Here is a 15,549-nt window from a genome sequence, read left to right as displayed (position 1 = left end):
CCGTAGGACGGCCGGATCGACGCGCAAAACACTTGCAAACACGCGCCTCTAAGCGATGTTTGACCAGGTAGTAGCAGAAATGTCGCGCTGTGAGATGCGTTACAGAAGGGCCCAGGAGCGGAATCTTTCCTGCAGGTCTCTTCGTTCCGCTGACACAGCTCCGGACGAAGTCCTTCAGAGCACCACCATCCAAGCCCCGTCAGGGGACCCACCATGAAAGGTTTGGCTGACGATGAACGCCACCGTCTCTGCCGAGCTGGGCCTTCGACTCGTGGTCCCCGACCGTACGACCGTCCCCCTGCTCGCCGGGCTCAGCTACACGGCCGACGACCCGTACGCCATCAGGATGGCCTTCCACGTGGGGAACGACGAGCCGGTCGAGTGGATCTTCGCACGTGAGCTGCTGACCGTCGGCATCGTCCGGCGTGTGGGCGACGGGGACGTTCAGGTGTGGCCGGCGCGGGCCGACGGCGAGCGCACGCTGAACATCAGCCTGACCTCACCGTTCGGGCAGGCGTTGTTCGAGGTGCCGCTGCCGCCCCTCACCGAGTTCCTGCACCGCACCTACGAGCTCGTGTCCGCCGGCCGTGAGGCCGACTTCATGGACCTGGACGAAGAGCTCTCCAACATGCTCTGGAGTTCCTAGGACGGCGGGCCGTCCAGCAGCTTCCTCATCCGGACGATCTCCGCGCGCTGACCGGAGGCGATGTCCCCGGCCATCTTGAGCATGAACTGATCGCCCCCTTGGGCCAGTTCCTCCGCCGCCATTCGCAGCGCGCCCTCGTGATGCCTGATCATCAGGCGCAGCAGCAGCGTGTCGAACTCCGCGCCGCGCGCCGCACGCAGGCGGTTCATCTCCGCGAGGCTCGCCATCCCGTACGCCTGGTCCGGCTCGTGCCCGTGGCCGGCGGGGACCTCCCGCCCCTTGGCCAGCAGCCAGCGTGACATCACCTCGATCTCCGGGCCCTGTCCCGCCGCGACGCGTTCGCACAGGCCGAGCACCGCCGCGGACGTGGTGCGGTCCTTCGCCAGGCGGGCCATCTCCAGGGCCTGCCGGTGGTGCGGGATCATCCGTTCGGTGAACAGCACGTCGCCCGCCGACGCCGTGGACTCCGGTTCGCCGACCCGCTCGCCCGGCGTGGCGATCCTGCCCGCGTCGCCGGGCGCGCCCGGCACGACCACCGGCGCCTCGGTGCCCGCGACCGGGGTGCCGGGCCGGGGGGCGTCGCCCGTGCACGCGCTGAGCCCGGATGCCAGCACAACCGTTACCAAAAGCCCGCCCGCACCCCGCCCAAACCACATAGCTTCCATACTGGGGCAGATTTCCATATAAGAACGGACGAGCAGGGGGCGTTGTGGGCGTGCGGCGTATGGGGGCCATCGCGGTGGTCGCGGCGGCGGCGTTGCTCCTCGGCGCGTGTGCCCAGGACCCGGCACCGCAGGGCCCGGCGGACTCGGTGGCGTCCAAGTCACCGGGGGGCGCGTCCGACAACGGCGTGCAGCACAGCCCGAACGCCCGGCTGGTGGCCAACGTCCCGCTGTCCGCGCCGTTCGACGGCGAGCAGGCCTGGGGCACCGACCTGGCGTTCCGCGGCGACCACGCCTACGTCGGCAACTACGAGGGCTTCACCATCCACGACATCAGCGATCCCACCCACCCCAAGGTGATCACCCGGGTGGTCTGCCCCGGCGGGCAGAACGACATCTCGGTCTCCGGGAACCTCGTGTTCCTGTCGGTGGACGAGCCGCGCAGCGACGAGACCTGCGAGAGCCAGCGGGGCGACTCGATCAGCGGCTGGGAGGGCATCCGGATCTTCGACGTGTCCGACCCCGCCAAGCCCCGGTACCTGAAGTCGATCGCCACCCAGTGCGGCTCGCACACCCACACGCTGGTGCCCGGCAAGGACGCCTCCACGGTCTACCTGTACGTGTCGTCGTTCGGCCCTGCCCCCGACACCGCCAAGTGCAAGCCGCCGCACGACTCGATCGCCATCGTCGAGGTGCCGGTGAACGACCCCGGGAAGGCGGCCGTCGTCGCCCAGCCGGTGCTGTTCGAGGACGGCGCCGACGAGTCGCAGCCCGGCGCCACCAGCGGCTGCCACGACATCACGGTGTACCCGGAGAAGGACCTCGCCGCCGGGGCGTGCCTCGGCAACGGCATTCTGATGGACATCTCCGACCGCGCCCAGCCGAAGGTGCTGAAGCAGGTCACCGACGCGCAGAACTTCTCGATCTGGCACTCGGCGACGTTCAGCAACGACGCCAGCCGGGTGATCTTCAGTGACGAGCTCGGCGGCGGTCAGGCCCCCACCTGCGACCCGAAGGCCGGCGCGAACAAGGGCGCGGACGCGGTGTACGACATCGTGGACGGCCGTGACCTGCGCCGTACCGGGGCGTACTTCAAGATCCCCCGCACCCAGACCGGGGCGGAGAACTGCGTGGCGCACAACGGCTCGCTGCTGCCGGTGCCCGGCAAGACGATCATGGTGCAGGCCTGGTACCAGGGCGGCGTGTCGGTCGTGGACTACACCGACCCCGCCGCGCCCAAGGAGATCGCCTACGTCGACCGCGGGCCCATCGGGTCGACCGGCGAGCCCCGGCTCGGCGGCTCCTGGTCGGCGTACTACTACAACGGGTACGTGTACTCCAGCGACATCACCAAGGGCCTGGACGTCATCGCCATCGACGACCCCCTCACCGACCCCGCCAAGCAGGTCAGGGTGGACGAGTTCAACGCCCAGACCCAGGTGGCGTACCCCGAGTGACCGGCTGACCGGACGCCTGCCCGCACCGCACCGCCGGTCACCCCACCCGGAGTGACCGGCGTGTCCACCTCCGGTGTGACCGGCCGGCGGCTCGTCAGGGGTCCAGGTCGGCGGCGCTCCGCTCGGCGAACACCCGCATCGCCTTGGCGGTGACCGGGCCGGGGGCGGCGGGCAGCACCGTGTCGTCCACCAGCCGGATCGGCTGGACGTCCCGGGTGGTGGAGGTGAGGAACGCCTCGTCGGCCTCGTACAGCGCCCGCAGCGGCACGTCCGTCTCCTCGCCGCCGTGCCACTCCAGCACCAGCGCGCGGGTCACCCCGGCCAGGCAGCCCGACTCCAGGGTGGGCGTGACCAGGTGGCCGTCCTTGACGATGAAGATGTTGCTGCCGGTGCCCTCGCAGAGGTTCCCCGCGAGGTTCTCGAAGATCGCCTCGTGGCCGCCCCGCTCCTTGGCGTACGCGAGGGCCTTGGCGTTGTCGCCGTAGGAGGTGCTCTTCACCCCGGCCAGCGCGCCGCGCTCGTTGCGCGGCCACGGCACCACGGTGACGGCGGCGGTGTCAGGGAACGCCGCCTGCGCGCCCACGATCACGATGGACGTGGTGCCCTGGTTGCCGCGGTCGGAGCCGAGGGGGCCGCTGCCGCTGGTGTAGGTGACCCGGATGCGGCCGAGCGGCCACGGGGGCGCGGCGGCCAGGCAGTCGCGCACACCGCCCGCGATGGCGGCGACGTCGGGCGCGGGCAGGCCGAGACGCTCCGCGGAGAGCATCAGCCTGTCCAGATGGCGGGTCAGGGCGAACGCCTGGCCGTCGACGCACTTGATCGTCTCGAAGACGCCGTCCCCGACCATCAGGCCGTGGTCGAAGACCGAGACGGCGGCCTGCGCGGGGTCGATCAACTCGCCGTTGACCCACACCGGAACGTTCATCTAGCGGTTCTCCATTTCTTCCGGCCTCGGCCGGGCACAGGTTGCCGCCCGGCCGGAGGCGAGCGCGATGAGCCGGGAGGCCTTCAGCTCGGTCTCGCGCCACTCGCGCCCCGGGTCCGAGCCCCAGGTGATGCCTGCGCCGGTGCCGAAGCGGATGAGGTCGCGCTCGATCCAGAAGGTGCGGATGCCGACGGCCAGCGCGCCTTCGCGCCTGCCGGCGTCGACCCAGCCCACTGCCCCACAGTACGGCCCCCTGGGCTCTGGTTCGAGCTCATTGATGATTCGAACCGCCGAGGACTTCGGCGCCCCGGTGATCGACCCGGGCGGGAACGTCGCCGAGAACAGCTCCGCCCAGCCCGTCCCCGCCGCGAGCCTGGCCCGCACGGTGGAGACCAGGTGCACCAGGCCCGGGTGATCCTCGACGGCGCACAGCTCGGGGACCGTGACGGATCCCACATCGGCGACCCGGCCGAGGTCGTTGCGGACCAGGTCGACGATCATGACGTTCTCGGCGAAGTCCTTCTCCAGCAGGTCGGCGGCGGTCTCCCCGGTGCCCTTGATGGGGCGGGACTCCACGACGCCGCCCCGGCGGGACAGGTACAGCTCCGGGGAGGCGGACACCACGGACAGGCCGGGCAGCTCGATGGTCGCCGCGTACGGGGCGGGGTTGCCGCGGGCCAGACGGTGGGCCAGCACCAGCGGGTCCGCCTCGCCCGTGAGCTCGGCCGTGAGCACCCGGCACAGGTTGGCCTGGTAGACCTCGCCCTCGCCGATCAGCTCGCGGATGCGCCGCACGCCGGCCTCGTACGCCGGCCGGTCGAGGGAGGACGCCCAGGTCAGGCCGGACGGCCAGCGGCCGGTGCGGGGGGGCAGCGGCGCCGGGCGCACGTCGTCGAAGCGGGCGCAGACGACCTTGCCCTCGTAGGTCACCACGACGGCCCACCAGCCTGCGCCGTCCAGCGCCCCGAGGTCGGTGGTCACCTCGCGCAGCCGTGTGGCCAACCGGCCGTTGACGTGGGCGAAATACACCTTTCCATTGTGTCGCGCCCCGGGTCGGGACCGGTCGCGCGCCTCCCACGTCCCGTGCGGGCCCGGCTCACGCGCCTTCCAGGTCCCGCGCGGACCCCCGCAGCAGGGAGACGAACGCCTCCGCGGCGGGGATCGGGGCGGGGGGCAGCGCGACGTGCACCCTGCGCCGCGGGGCCTCGCCGCCGAGGGACCGCAGCACCACGTCGCGGCGGACGGCGCGGGCGGCGATGGCGGGCACCAGGGCGACACCGAGGCCCGCGGCGACGTGGCCGAGCTTGCCGGTCCACTCGCGGATGCGGATGCCGATCTTGGGCGTGAAACCGGCCCTGGCGCAGTGCTCCGTCAGCACGGTCGGGTGCCCCGGCGGGGCACCGTGGATCCAGTTCTCCTCCCGCAGGTCGGCGAACCTCACGGCGGGCGCGGCCGCCAGCGGGTGGTCCGGGTGCAGGGCCAGCAGCAGCTCGTCCGCGAGCAGGCCCGTCAGCCGCACGTCGCCCTCCGGCGGCAGCCCGAACGGGTAGTCGCTGACCACCGCGACGTCCAGCGCGCCGTCCCCGACACCCGCCATCAGTTCCGGGCTCAGCCCTTCCACGAGTGTCACCTCCACCTCCGGCCGGTCCCGCCGGAACGCCCGCAGCGTCTCCGGCACCAGCACCGCGTTGGCCGACGCGAACGCCCCCACCCGCAGCCGCCCGCCCGTCCCGTCGTGGATCGCCGCCAGCTCCCCCGCCGCCCGTTCCAGCCGTTCCAGCACCTCCCGGGCGTACCGGTGCAGCACCGCGCCCGCCGGCGTCAGCCGCACGCCCCGCGCCCCCCGTTCGAACAACGCCCCGCCCGCGGCCCGCTCCAGTCCGGCGACCCGCCGCGACACCGCCGACTGCGTGTAGTTCAGCTCCGCTGCGGCCCCGCTGAACGACCCGGCACGCACCACCGCGTCCAGCACCCGCAGCGCCTCGACCTCCACCATCCGGCCCTCCTCCGTGCGGGCAACATATTCCTCCGGTGCATGGCTCGCATGCGATTTTGTCGCTGGTGGCATGGCTCGGGGAGGCATAGCGTCGGGATCGTGATCGCATTTCTCGGGCTGGGACGCATGGGCGTCCCCATGGCGGGGCGGCTGGTGGCCGCCGGGTACAAGGTGACGGCGTGGAACCGGACGCCCAAGGAGGTGCGGGGGGTGGCGACGGCCGCCACGGCGGCGGAGGCCGTCGCGGACGCCGGGCTGGTCGTCACGATGCTGCGCGACCCCGCGGCGGTGGAGGAGGTGCTGACGGCGGCGCGCCCCCGCGCGGGGAGCCTGGTGGTGGAGATGTCCACCATCGGGCCGGAGGCGGTGGCGCGGCTGCGCGGGCTGCTGCCCGGTGAGGTGGGGCTGGTGGACGCGCCGGTGCTCGGCAGCGTCGGGCCCGCGGCGGACGGCACGCTCACCGTACTCGCGGGCGGCTCGGCGGCCGACCTGGACCGGTGCCGCGAGGTGCTGCGCGTCTTCGGCACCGTGCGCGAGGTGGGGCCGCTCGGGGCGGGGGCGGCGATGAAGCTCGCCGTCATGGGCGCCATGGTGCCGGCCCACGTGCTGCTGGCCGAGACCCTCGCCTACGCCACCACGCTCCGGGTGGACCACGCGGCGCTGCTCGACGTGCTGTCGGTGACCCCGCTCGGCGGGCTGGCCGAGCGGGTGCGCCCCGCCGTCCTCGACGGGGTGCCGCCGGCCCGGTACGCCCTCGGCCTGGCCGCCAAGGACGTCGCCCTCGCCGCCCACGGCACCCAGACGCTCGCCGCGGCCGCCCTGGACCGCCTCCGGGCCGCCGTCGCGGAGGGCCTCGGCGAGGCGGACCTGACCGCCGTGTTCCCCTCGGTGGCCGCGTCGGCCGCGTCGTTCCCGGCCGCGTCGCCGGTGCCTGAGGCCGTCACGTCGCCGCCGGCGTCCCGGCCCGTCAAGGTCAACCCCGCGTCGGTCCCCGCGCCCGCCGGGGCGTACTCCCACGCGGTGCGCTCGGGTGATCTGCTGTTCGTCTCGGGGCAGGCCGCCCTGGACGAGGAGGGCCGGGTGGTCGGGGAGGGCGACATCACCCGCCAGTCGGAGTGCGTCTTCGACTACCTGGAGCGCATCCTCGCCGACCAGGGCTGCACGCTGGACGACATCGTCAACATCCGCAGCTACGTGACCGACATGTCCGACCTGCCGGGGTACGCCGCCGTGCGCAGGCGCCGCGTCTCCGGCGCCCCGCCGTCCAGCACGACCGTCGAGGTGCCCCGCCTGTTCCGCCCCGGCCTGCTGATCGAGGTGGACGTGGTCGCCGCGCTCCCTCGCGGCTGATCAGGCGCGGTGGCGGTCAGGCGAGCGGCCCGGTGACCGACTCCGCGGCGGCCAGCGGGACGCCGGCGGCGACCATGCGGGTGACCTCCTCGATCTCCGGCGACAGGTACCGGTCGGGTCCGGGGCCGGGCACCTCCTCGCGCAGGGCCCGCACCACCGCCGCGGTCGCCGGGGCCGGGGCCAGGGGGTGCCGCAGGTCCAGGGCGCGGGCCGCGGTGAGGAGCTCGACGGCGAGCACCCGGGTGAGGCCGTCCACCGAGCGGCGCAGCTTCCGCGCGGCCGACCAGCCCATGGACACGTGGTCCTCCTGCATGGCCGAGCTCGGGATGGAGTCCACGCTGGCGGGCACGGCGAGGCGCTTCAGCTCCGACACGATGGCCGCCTGGGTGTACTGGGCGATCATGTGGCCGGAGTCGACGCCGGGGTCGTCGGCGAGGAACGCGGGCAGGCCGTGGCCGCGCGCCACGTCCAGCATGCGGTCGGTGCGGCGCTCGGCCATGGAAGCGACGTCGGCGGCGGCGATGGCCAGGAAGTCGAGGACGTACCCCACGGGGGCGCCGTGGAAGTTGCCGTTGGACTCCACGCTGCCGTCGTCGAGCACCACGGGGTTGTCGATCGCGGAGACCAGCTCGCGGGCCGCGACGGCGGCGGCGTGTGCCACGGTGTCGCGGGCGGCGCCGGCCACCTGGGGGGCGCAGCGCAGGGAGTAGGCGTCCTGGACGCGGGTGCAGGTGTCGTCCCGGTGGGAGGCCATGATGGCCGAGTCGCGCAGCAGGGCCCGCAGGTTGGCCGCGGACGCCGCCTGGCCGGGGTGCGGGCGCAGGGCCTGCAGCTCGGGGGCGAACACCCGGTCGGTGCCGAGCAGCGCCTCCACGCTCATGGCGGCGGTGACGTCGGCGGTGCGCAGCAGGCGGGTCAGGTCGTCCAGGGCCAGGATCAGCATGCCGAGCATGCCGTCGGTGCCGTTGATCAGCGCGAGGCCCTCCTTGGCGGCCAGCTCCACCGGCTCGAGGCCCGCCTCCTTCAGGGCCTCGTCCGCCGGGACGGGCTCCCCGCCGCGAACCCGCACCGTGCCCTCCCCCATGAGGGCGAGGGCGACGTGGGCCAGCGGCGCGAGGTCCCCCGAGCAGCCGAGGCTGCCGTACTCGCGCACCACCGGGGTGATGCCGGCGCTGAGCAGGCCGGCGAGCAGCCGGGCCGTCGCGGGCCGCACCCCGGTGTGCCCGGTGGCGAGGGTGCGCAGGCGCAGCAGCATCATCGCCCGGACCACCTCGTCCTCCACCTCGGCGCCCGACCCCGCGGCGTGCGACCGCACCAGTGAACGCTGGAGCCTGGCGCGCAGCGCCGGGTCGATGTGCCGGGTGGCGAGCGCCCCGAACCCGGTGGAGACGCCGTACGCGGGCGTGGGGCTCCGCGCCAGCTCGTCGATCCGCGCGCGGGACCGGGTGATCGCGGCGAGCGCCTCGTCGCCGAGCCGCACCCCGGCCCCGTTCCGGGCCACCTCGACCACCTGACCGAAGGTGAGCTCTCCCGCCCCCACCTCCACGACCTCGCTGCCCATCCCGCCGTCACTCTCCACTAGGTAACCAGTGACAAGCATGCTAGCCCCTTACCCGGCACTTCCTCCGGCCGGAGGGCCGCTCCACACGCCGTCCGGCCCGGGGCGGACATCACCGTTCCACTGGGCGGTCGCCCGTCGCGCCGGTGACGACGAGTTCCCCCGACCGGGCCGACTGGAACCGCGACCCCCGCCTCAACAGCAGCCAGTCCCTGGACCTCGCCTTCCTGGTCGGCACGATGCTGTAGACCTCGTCTTCCTGGCCGGCACAACGCTGTACACCTCGCTTGCCTGGTCGGCACGACGCTGGGATCTCTCCGAATCCCTGGCACCGGCCCACACAGGCGCCCCGGCACTCCACGCCCCGTCGCCACGTGAGGTCACGGTGCCCCCGTCACCCTCCGGAGGCGGCGTTCCGCCCCGCCACATGAGGTGACGGGTGCCCCACGCCATGGAGGGACGCCCGCGCCCCGGCGTCACCGGGGGCGGCGGGCGTCCTCGGCTCCATGCGCCTTCCCGGCACGGCCCCCGGGCCGCCCGGGCCCCTCGCCGGGTTTCGGTTTGGGGACTTGGCCGGGATTCGCTAGAGTTCTCTGCGTGAGGCCGGGTGTTCACCGGCCGATCACGCGGACGTGGCTCAGCTGGTAGAGCATCACCTTGCCAAGGTGAGGGTCGCGGGTTCGAATCCCGTCGTCCGCTCGGAGAGGTCTTGCCAGTTCGGGGCCTCGCCCGGTGGAGTGGCCGAGAGGCGAGGCAGCGGCCTGCAAAGCCGCGTACACGGGTTCAAATCCCGTCTCCACCTCAAGTCCCACCCGGCGTCCCACGCCCGGGCGATTAGCTCAGTGGGAGAGCGCTACCTTGACACGGTAGAGGTCACTGGTTCAATCCCAGTATCGCCCACCACCGACACCCCAGGTCCCACGACCTGGGGTTTCGTGCTTCCAGGCGCCTCAGCGTGGCCACCCCAGCGGAGCACCCCCGGACGGCGAACAGCAGGACGACCCCGGCCGGGACGTAGATCAAAGACCGCCACGTCGAACCCGCCTCCCTCGTCGCGGCGGTGTCGGCGTTCGGCCGGCCGGTCGGTCCCAGCCGGCCGGCCTGGGAGACCGGCTCCCGCCCGCGGGACCTGCGGACCGGGGAGCTCCTCTGGTCGCCCGGTGCCGAGGCGGCCGCCGCCGGGCTCACCGTGTCCGCGGGACGTGCCGAGCACCTCGCGTTCACCACCGGACACACCTGCCACGTGACCGACGTCCGCACACCCGGGACGAGCCGGTCGTTCCCCGCCGACCCGATCTGCCGGCCGTTCAGCCTGGCCGCCCTGGGGGACGTCGCCGTCACCGGCGGCCACGGCAGGAACGCCGTGGTGTGGGACGTCTCCGAGGGAACGCCGGCGCGAGAAGGACCGCAACGGCTGGGTCGGCGCGGTCGCCCTCGGGCGCCTCCCGGACGGCGCCCCCGTCGCGGTCACCGGCGGAACCGACTCCCGCGTGGCTGTCAGGGACCTGTCCCGCCGCCTGCGCAGGAAGCACGTTCCCAAGGCTGCCCCGCCGGCGCTGGTTCCTGTCCCTCGCCCAGGACGACCTCGCCCTGCGGAAGATCGGGCCCCTGGGGGACGGCGACTCCGCGGTGCTCAGCCTCGTCGAATGCGACGACGTGCTCCGTGTCCACACCGCCCGCCGCTACCGGAGGCGTACGGGCTTCGCCCCTGTCACGTCCTTCGCGACCCTGGGAGACCTCATGGCGATCGCCGGTCCCGGCGGGCAGGTGGAGATCCGGCGTCTGCGCTCGCCGGAGCCTTTGCTGATCGAGACTCCCGGCGGACGGCTCGAGGGCCGTCCGGGCACGCCGGAGCCTCTGCTCATGCTCAAGCTGGAGGCTCACGTCCTGGACCTGGCGCTGACCGAGTGCGGCGTGCTGTTCGTCGCCACCGTCCGGGGCCTCGCCGCGTTCCGGCTCGTCCTCCCCTGACCACGGCTCCGGTGGTCTCCCCGCATCCCGGAGATCATCCCGGCCCACCGGTTCATCTCGTGGGCCCGTACGCCGCCGAGCAGGCGCGCCGCCCTAGAGTGTCCATGGGCCGGCCGTCCTCCTCTGTGCGGCGGGGTGACCGGGCCCGTGGAGGGATGGATGCTCGATGACCCGCCGGCGCTGTCGTGGGCGGACGTCTGCGTCGTGAAGGACCGGCTGCGGCAGGAGGCCAGGCAGAGCGGGTTCCTCGCCGAGTGGCGGGAGCTGGACCGCGCGGCGGTGGTCGGCACCGACAGCCTCGACGGCTGGCTCGGGCTGATCGCCATGATCGACGAGCACCGCGGCGCGGCCGCCTCGTGGGAGATCAGGAACGGGGACCACGGCGCGGACGACGACGAGGACGTGGCGCGATACCGCTGCCCGACCCACCGCTCCTGCGGGCGCCGTGAGGCCGTGACCGCCCTCGCCCCTCCCCCGGTATGCCGGCTGTCGGGCGCGCCGATGGCCCGCGACGACGGGTAGACGTCCGTGGCGGAGGATCTCAAGGCGACGCTGGACGAGATGCTCGGGACGCTGAACCGCATGGACGAGGACGACCCGGCGCGGCCGCCGCTGCTGGGGAACCTCGGCAACCTCATGCTCACCCTGTTCGAGCGGACCGGACGGGACGGCTTCCTGGACGCCGCCGTCCTCTGGTACGCCGCCGCGCGGGCCGCCGCTCCTCTCGGCGACCCGACGCGGGGCAGGTACGCGGCCAACCAGGCGACCGCTCTGCTCGACCGGTTCCACCGGTCGGGCTCCGGCGACGACCTCGACACGGCGGTGGAGCGCATCACCGAGGCGCTGGCGCTCGCACCAGAGGGGCACCCGGACCGCGCGGGGCGGCTCCACACCCTGGGCGGCGCGCTGCGACAGCGGTTCCAGGCCCGCGAGGACCCGGCCGACCTGGAGGAGTCGGTGCGGCTGCACGAGGAGGCCCTCACCGTGCTCCCGCCGGGGTCCCCGCACCTGGCGGCGTTGCTGACCGGGGCGGGCAACGCGTACAAGACGCGGTTCGGGCACCACGGACGGCCGGCGGACCTCGACGCCGCCGTCGGGCTGCACCTCCGGGCCCTGGCCGCGGCCCGGGACGGCGAGCCGCGGGCCGCCGCGCTGAGCAACATCGGCACCTGCCTGCTCGCCCGCGCCCGCGCCACGGGCGACCCCGGCGACCTGCGCGAAGCCGTACGGCACGCGGAGGAGTGCCTGGCGGCCACCCCCGAGAGCAACCCCCACCACACCGCCCGGGCCGCCAACCTCGCGCTGGCCCTGCTGGCCCGGTACGAGAGGCACGGAGCGGCGGGCGACTCCGGCCGGGCCGCCGCACCGGGGCCGGAGGACCTGGACCGGGCGATCACGTTGTACGAGCACGCGGTGGAGGTGTCGGCGGCCGGGGACGCGTTGCTTCCGGCCTACCTGGGCGGGCTCGGCGGCGCGTTGCACACGCGGCACCGGCATCGGGGAGTGCCCGGGGACCTCGACCGTGCGGTGGAGATGCTGAGGGCCGCGGCGGCGTCCCCTCTGGTGTCCCCCGGCGACCGGGGGCGCTGGCTGAACAACCTCGGCAACGCGCTGCGTTCCCGGTACGACCGGGACGACGACCCGCGGGACCTGGAGGAGGCCGTCACGGTCCTCACCGAGGCGGCGGACACCACACCGGACGGGCACCCGAAGCGGGCGATGCGGCTGCACAACCTCGCGACCGCGCTGAACACGCGGCTGTGGTCCACCGACGACCCGGACACGCTGGCGCGGGCCGTCGAGTGCTACGCCGCCGCGCTGCGCGCCGCCTCCCCGGGGGACCGTGTCGCGGCGGTCGCCGCCGGGGGCCTCGGGTCGGTGCTGTCGCTGCGGTTCACCCTGCACGGCGACGCCGACGACCTGGCCGCCGCCGTCGGCCACCTGACGCGCGCGCTCACCGCCACCGGGGAGGACGATCCGGACCGGCCGACGTGGCTGGCCGCCCTCGGCGGCGCGCTGATCAACCGGTACCAGCACGCCGCGGAACGGACTCCGGTGGACCAGGCGATCGTGTGCCTGGAGGCGTCGCTGGCCGCCACCCCGGACGGCCACCCCGACCTGTCGCTGCGGCTGCGCAGGGCCGGGTTCGCCTTCGCGCTGCGGTTCGAACGATTCGGCGACCCCGGGGACGCCCAGGCCGCCGTGGCGCGGTGCGAGCGGGCCACCCGGGTGGCGGGCGGGCCCGGCGACCGCGCGTACGCGCTGTTCGACCTCGGGATCGTGCTGCTGACGCGGTACAACACGGGCGGGCGGGAGGCCGCCGACCTGGACCGGGCCGAGGAGGCGCTGGACGAGGCGCTGGCGCTGCTCCCCGAGGACCACTCCGCCCGCATGATGCTGCTGCGCACCCTCGGGATCGCGGCCCACCTGAGGTTCCAGCGCACCGGCGAGCCCGCCGACGCCGGCCGGGCGGTGGATCTGCTGGAACGCGCCGCCGGTGTGCGCGAGGGCTTTCCCGGCAGGCCCGACACCACCACCCTGGCGGCGCTCGCGGCGGCCCACCGCGCCTGTTCCCGGTCCACGGTGGACCCCGCCGGGCGGGACCGGCACCGGGCGCGGGCCCGCGAGACCGGGCTGCGGGCACTGGAGACCTGCCAGGCGGAGGTGCTCCTGCAGTCCACGACCGCCGACGGCCTCGCCGTGACCCGCCGGCTCGCCTCGGACGCGCTGACCTTCGCCTCGTGGTGCCTGGAGGACGGCGCCCCGGCCGACGCCGTCCGCGCCCTCGAACTCGGCCGCGGCCTGCTGCGCCGCGCCGCCACCACCACGGGCACCGTCGCCGACCGCCTCCGCGCGGCCGGCGCGCGGGACCTCGCCGGCGAATGGGACACCGAACTCACCCGCGCCGCGCGCCGCGTCCCCGGCGCGACGCCGCACCTGGCCCCGCAGACGGCTCCCGACTTCGTCCCCGCGGCTCTGCGCCACCGCGCGCTGCGCGTCCTGGCCGAGGCGCCGGGAGCGGAGGCCCTCGCCGCCACCGTCCCCCTGGAGGCCCTGCACGACACCCTGACCCGCACCGGGGCCGACGCGCTCGTCTACCTGCTCCCCGGCACCGCCCGCCGGCCCGGCCGCGCGGTGGTCGTCAGGCCCGGCCGCGACCCGGAACCCCTCGACCTCCCCGCCTTCCTGGCCGTCCCCGGCGAGCTCCTCGCGACGTACGTGGAGGCCTACAACCGCCTCCTCGTCGCCACCGCGGAGGACGCCGAGACCACCTCCGAGGACACGGCGCCCCCCTCCCGGCTCGCCGAGGCCCGCAGGAGGTGGACGGCCCTGCTCACCGACCTGTGCGACTGGTCGTGGACCGCCGTCATGTCCCCCCTGCTGGACGCGATCCGCCCCCCACACCAGGGCCCCCCACACCAGGGCCCGCCACACCAGGGCCCGCCACGCCTGGTGCTGGTGCCCGTGGGCCACGCGACCCTGGTCCCCTGGCACGCCGCCCGCGCCCCCGCGCCCCCGCACTACGCCGTCGAGCGGGCCGTCATCAGCTACGCCGCCTCGGCGGCCCTCCTCCACGAGACCGCGAGCCGCGGCCGCCTCCCCTTGGACGGCCGGGCCCTGGTGGTCGGCAACCCCACCCACGGCCTGACCTACGCCGAGGCCGAGGCCCGCCAGATCCACCGCCGCTGCTACCCGGCGGGCCTTCACCTCGGCCCACCGGAACAGAACCGTGATCCCACGCACACGACGCCTCAGGCCACATCCCCAGCCGCACCCCCCACAGCCCCTCCGGTCGCACCACCCGCCGTCACCCCGGCCGCATCCCCCGCCGTCACCCCGGCCGCACCACCCGCCGTCACCCCGGCCGCACCCCCCGCCGCCGCCCCGGGCGCGACACCGGAGGCGGTGCTGGAGTGCCTGCCGGGGGCCGGGACCGGCGGGCTGCCTGTGGTGCATCTGGCGTGCCACGGCACCGTGGCGGCCGATCCCGCCCGGTCGTATCTGGCCCTCGCCGGCGGGCGGCGGCTGACTGTGGAGCGCCTGCTCGCCCACGGCCGCGGCCGTCGCGCGGACGCGCCGGGACCGCTGGTGGTGTTGTCGGCGTGCATGTCCGCCATGGCGGCCGAGGACTTCGACGAGGCCCTGACCCTGGCCACCGCGTTCCTCGTCGCCGGCGCCGCCACCGCGATCGGCTCCCTGTGGATCGTGGACAGCCGCGACACGGCCGACCTCATGACCACCTTCCACGACCACCTCGCCACCGGCTCCGGCGCGGCAGCCCTGCGCGCCGCCCAGCTCGCGATGCTGCGCCACCCGGGCCGCCCTGCCGCCGCCCACCCCTTCTCCTGGGCCGCCTTCTTCCACCAGGGCGTCTGACGGGCCGGCGGGACACGGCGAAGGCGACCCTGGGAATCCACGCCGAACTGAATAGGAGCGCCGAACGGGACGGAACGCGGTGGTGCCCGTAAAGCAAGGCCCGGCGCTCGCATCACCGCCGGCACATGGTGTCTTGCGGCGCCGATTTCCTCTGCCGTATGGTGGTCGCAGTTTGTGGGAGCGCTCCCAGACGGAACGCCGCAGGTGGCGGCAGCTTTTCGGCGCGCTTCCGGATTCGCGTGTGCCCTTTTCGATTCGCATTTGTTTTCCTGGACCAGGCATGCGGGAAACGGCATGCCGAAAGGGGGCGGCCGTGGCCGTGACCCCGCCGGGCCATTCGGAAAACCATTCCGTCGCCCCGGCCGGCGCGCACCGCCGCCGCCTGCGGCCGGGCCGCCCGGCTGTCCCCTGCCGGCAGGCGGCGCTCGGCCGGCTCCTGGCGGCGAAGGCCGCCGCATCGGGGGGCCGGCCGATGCCGGGGCACCCGCGGGACGGCGGGTCGTACCTCGCCGGCCTCGCCCTACTCCGCGAGGTCCGCCTGGCCTGAGCGGACCGGTGTACCCCGGCCACGGTGGGAGCGCGGCCGGGGTGCACCGGGGGGACTCCA

At 74.4% G+C, this 15,549-nt stretch carries 12 protein-coding genes and 3 tRNA genes; 10 read left to right on the top strand and 5 right to left on the bottom strand.

The window, feature by feature from the left end:
- The first annotated feature begins 232 nt into the window (after positions 1 to 232).
- Positions 233 to 646: an SsgA family sporulation/cell division regulator gene (locus ABGB17_RS08695; protein WP_347627298.1), complete on the top strand. Its 414-nt coding sequence runs from the start codon at positions 233 to 235 to the stop codon at positions 644 to 646.
- Here ABGB17_RS08695 and ABGB17_RS08690 read toward each other — a convergent pair.
- Positions 643 to 1,260: a DUF305 domain-containing protein gene (locus ABGB17_RS08690; protein WP_347627297.1), complete on the bottom strand. Its 618-nt coding sequence runs from the start codon at positions 1,258 to 1,260 to the stop codon at positions 643 to 645. The genes ABGB17_RS08695 and ABGB17_RS08690 overlap by 4 nt on opposite strands.
- Before the next feature lie 95 nt (positions 1,261 to 1,355).
- Here ABGB17_RS08690 and ABGB17_RS08685 point away from each other — a divergent pair, with 95 nt between their 5' ends.
- Positions 1,356 to 2,765, top strand: coding sequence for a hypothetical protein (locus ABGB17_RS08685; RefSeq protein ID WP_347627296.1), 1,410 nt, complete (start codon positions 1,356 to 1,358; stop codon positions 2,763 to 2,765).
- A gap of 94 nt (positions 2,766 to 2,859) precedes the next feature.
- Here ABGB17_RS08685 and ABGB17_RS08680 read toward each other — a convergent pair whose 3' ends face one another.
- The 3 genes from ABGB17_RS08680 to ABGB17_RS08670 all read right to left on the bottom strand — a co-directional run bounded on the left by ABGB17_RS08680 (position 2,860) and on the right by ABGB17_RS08670 (position 5,686).
- Positions 2,860 to 3,690 carry an aminotransferase class IV gene (locus tag ABGB17_RS08680; protein ID WP_347627295.1) on the bottom strand — a complete coding sequence of 277 codons (831 nt, stop codon included), beginning with the start codon at positions 3,688 to 3,690 and terminating at the stop codon, positions 2,860 to 2,862.
- Entirely contained in the window at positions 3,691 to 4,719 is a 1,029-nt protein-coding gene (locus ABGB17_RS08675) for an anthranilate synthase component I family protein (protein ID WP_347627294.1), read from the bottom strand.
- Between the two features lie 67 nt (positions 4,720 to 4,786).
- On the bottom strand, positions 4,787 to 5,686 hold the full coding sequence (locus tag ABGB17_RS08670) for a LysR family transcriptional regulator (protein ID WP_347627293.1): 900 nt from the start codon (positions 5,684 to 5,686) through the stop codon (positions 4,787 to 4,789).
- Positions 5,687 to 5,785: 99 nt separating this feature from the next.
- On the opposite strand from ABGB17_RS08670, the gene ABGB17_RS08665 reads away from it, so the two are divergent.
- On the top strand, positions 5,786 to 7,036 hold the full coding sequence (locus ABGB17_RS08665) for an NAD(P)-binding domain-containing protein (RefSeq protein ID WP_347627292.1): 1,251 nt from the start codon (positions 5,786 to 5,788) through the stop codon (positions 7,034 to 7,036).
- 16 nt (positions 7,037 to 7,052) lie between these two features.
- Here ABGB17_RS08665 and hutH read toward each other — a convergent pair whose 3' ends face one another.
- Positions 7,053 to 8,597, bottom strand: coding sequence for a histidine ammonia-lyase (gene hutH, locus ABGB17_RS08660; protein ID WP_347627410.1), 1,545 nt, complete (start codon positions 8,595 to 8,597; stop codon positions 7,053 to 7,055).
- Between the two features lie 623 nt (positions 8,598 to 9,220).
- Here hutH and ABGB17_RS08655 point away from each other — a divergent pair.
- The 7 genes from ABGB17_RS08655 (at position 9,221) to ABGB17_RS08625 (ending at position 15,489) form a co-directional block, all read left to right on the top strand.
- Positions 9,221 to 9,293 (top strand) — tRNA-Gly (locus ABGB17_RS08655).
- Positions 9,294 to 9,325: 32 nt separating this feature from the next.
- Positions 9,326 to 9,396: transfer RNA gene (locus ABGB17_RS08650), tRNA-Cys, on the top strand.
- A 26-nt stretch (positions 9,397 to 9,422) separates the two neighbouring features.
- Positions 9,423 to 9,497, top strand: a tRNA-Val gene (locus ABGB17_RS08645).
- A 726-nt stretch (positions 9,498 to 10,223) separates the two neighbouring features.
- The gene (locus tag ABGB17_RS08640) at positions 10,224 to 10,565 is read left to right on the top strand and encodes a hypothetical protein (protein WP_347627291.1); all 342 of its coding nucleotides are present in this window, start codon (positions 10,224 to 10,226) and stop codon (positions 10,563 to 10,565) included.
- Between the two features lie 159 nt (positions 10,566 to 10,724).
- Complete coding sequence (locus tag ABGB17_RS08635) at positions 10,725 to 11,087, top strand: hypothetical protein (RefSeq protein WP_347627290.1); 363 nt, start codon at positions 10,725 to 10,727, stop codon at positions 11,085 to 11,087.
- A gap of 6 nt (positions 11,088 to 11,093) precedes the next feature.
- The gene (locus tag ABGB17_RS08630) at positions 11,094 to 14,942 is read left to right on the top strand and encodes a CHAT domain-containing protein (RefSeq protein WP_347627289.1); all 3,849 of its coding nucleotides are present in this window, start codon (positions 11,094 to 11,096) and stop codon (positions 14,940 to 14,942) included.
- A 313-nt stretch (positions 14,943 to 15,255) separates the two neighbouring features.
- Positions 15,256 to 15,489: a hypothetical protein gene (locus ABGB17_RS08625; protein WP_347627288.1), complete on the top strand. Its 234-nt coding sequence runs from the start codon at positions 15,256 to 15,258 to the stop codon at positions 15,487 to 15,489.
- The last annotated feature ends 60 nt before the right edge of the window (positions 15,490 to 15,549 follow it).

The organism is Sphaerisporangium sp. B11E5 (assembly GCF_039871875.1).
In the GTDB taxonomy this organism is placed as follows: domain Bacteria; phylum Actinomycetota; class Actinomycetes; order Streptosporangiales; family Streptosporangiaceae; genus Sphaerisporangium.
Note: the sequence above shows the minus strand (reverse complement) of the source record. Positions and strands in the feature narration are given on the sequence as shown.

Coding starts and splice junctions, on each gene's coding strand:
- ABGB17_RS08695 (WP_347627298.1), top strand. CDS start 233: ATGAACGCCACCGTCTCTGCCGAGCTGGGCCTTCGACTCGTGGTCCCC.
- ABGB17_RS08680 (WP_347627295.1), bottom strand. CDS start 3,690: ATGAACGTTCCGGTGTGGGTCAACGGCGAGTTGATCGACCCCGCGCAG.
- ABGB17_RS08670 (WP_347627293.1), bottom strand. CDS start 5,686: ATGGTGGAGGTCGAGGCGCTGCGGGTGCTGGACGCGGTGGTGCGTGCC.
- hutH (WP_347627410.1), bottom strand. CDS start 8,597: ATGGGCAGCGAGGTCGTGGAGGTGGGGGCGGGAGAGCTCACCTTCGGT.
- ABGB17_RS08635 (WP_347627290.1), top strand. CDS start 10,725: ATGCTCGATGACCCGCCGGCGCTGTCGTGGGCGGACGTCTGCGTCGTG.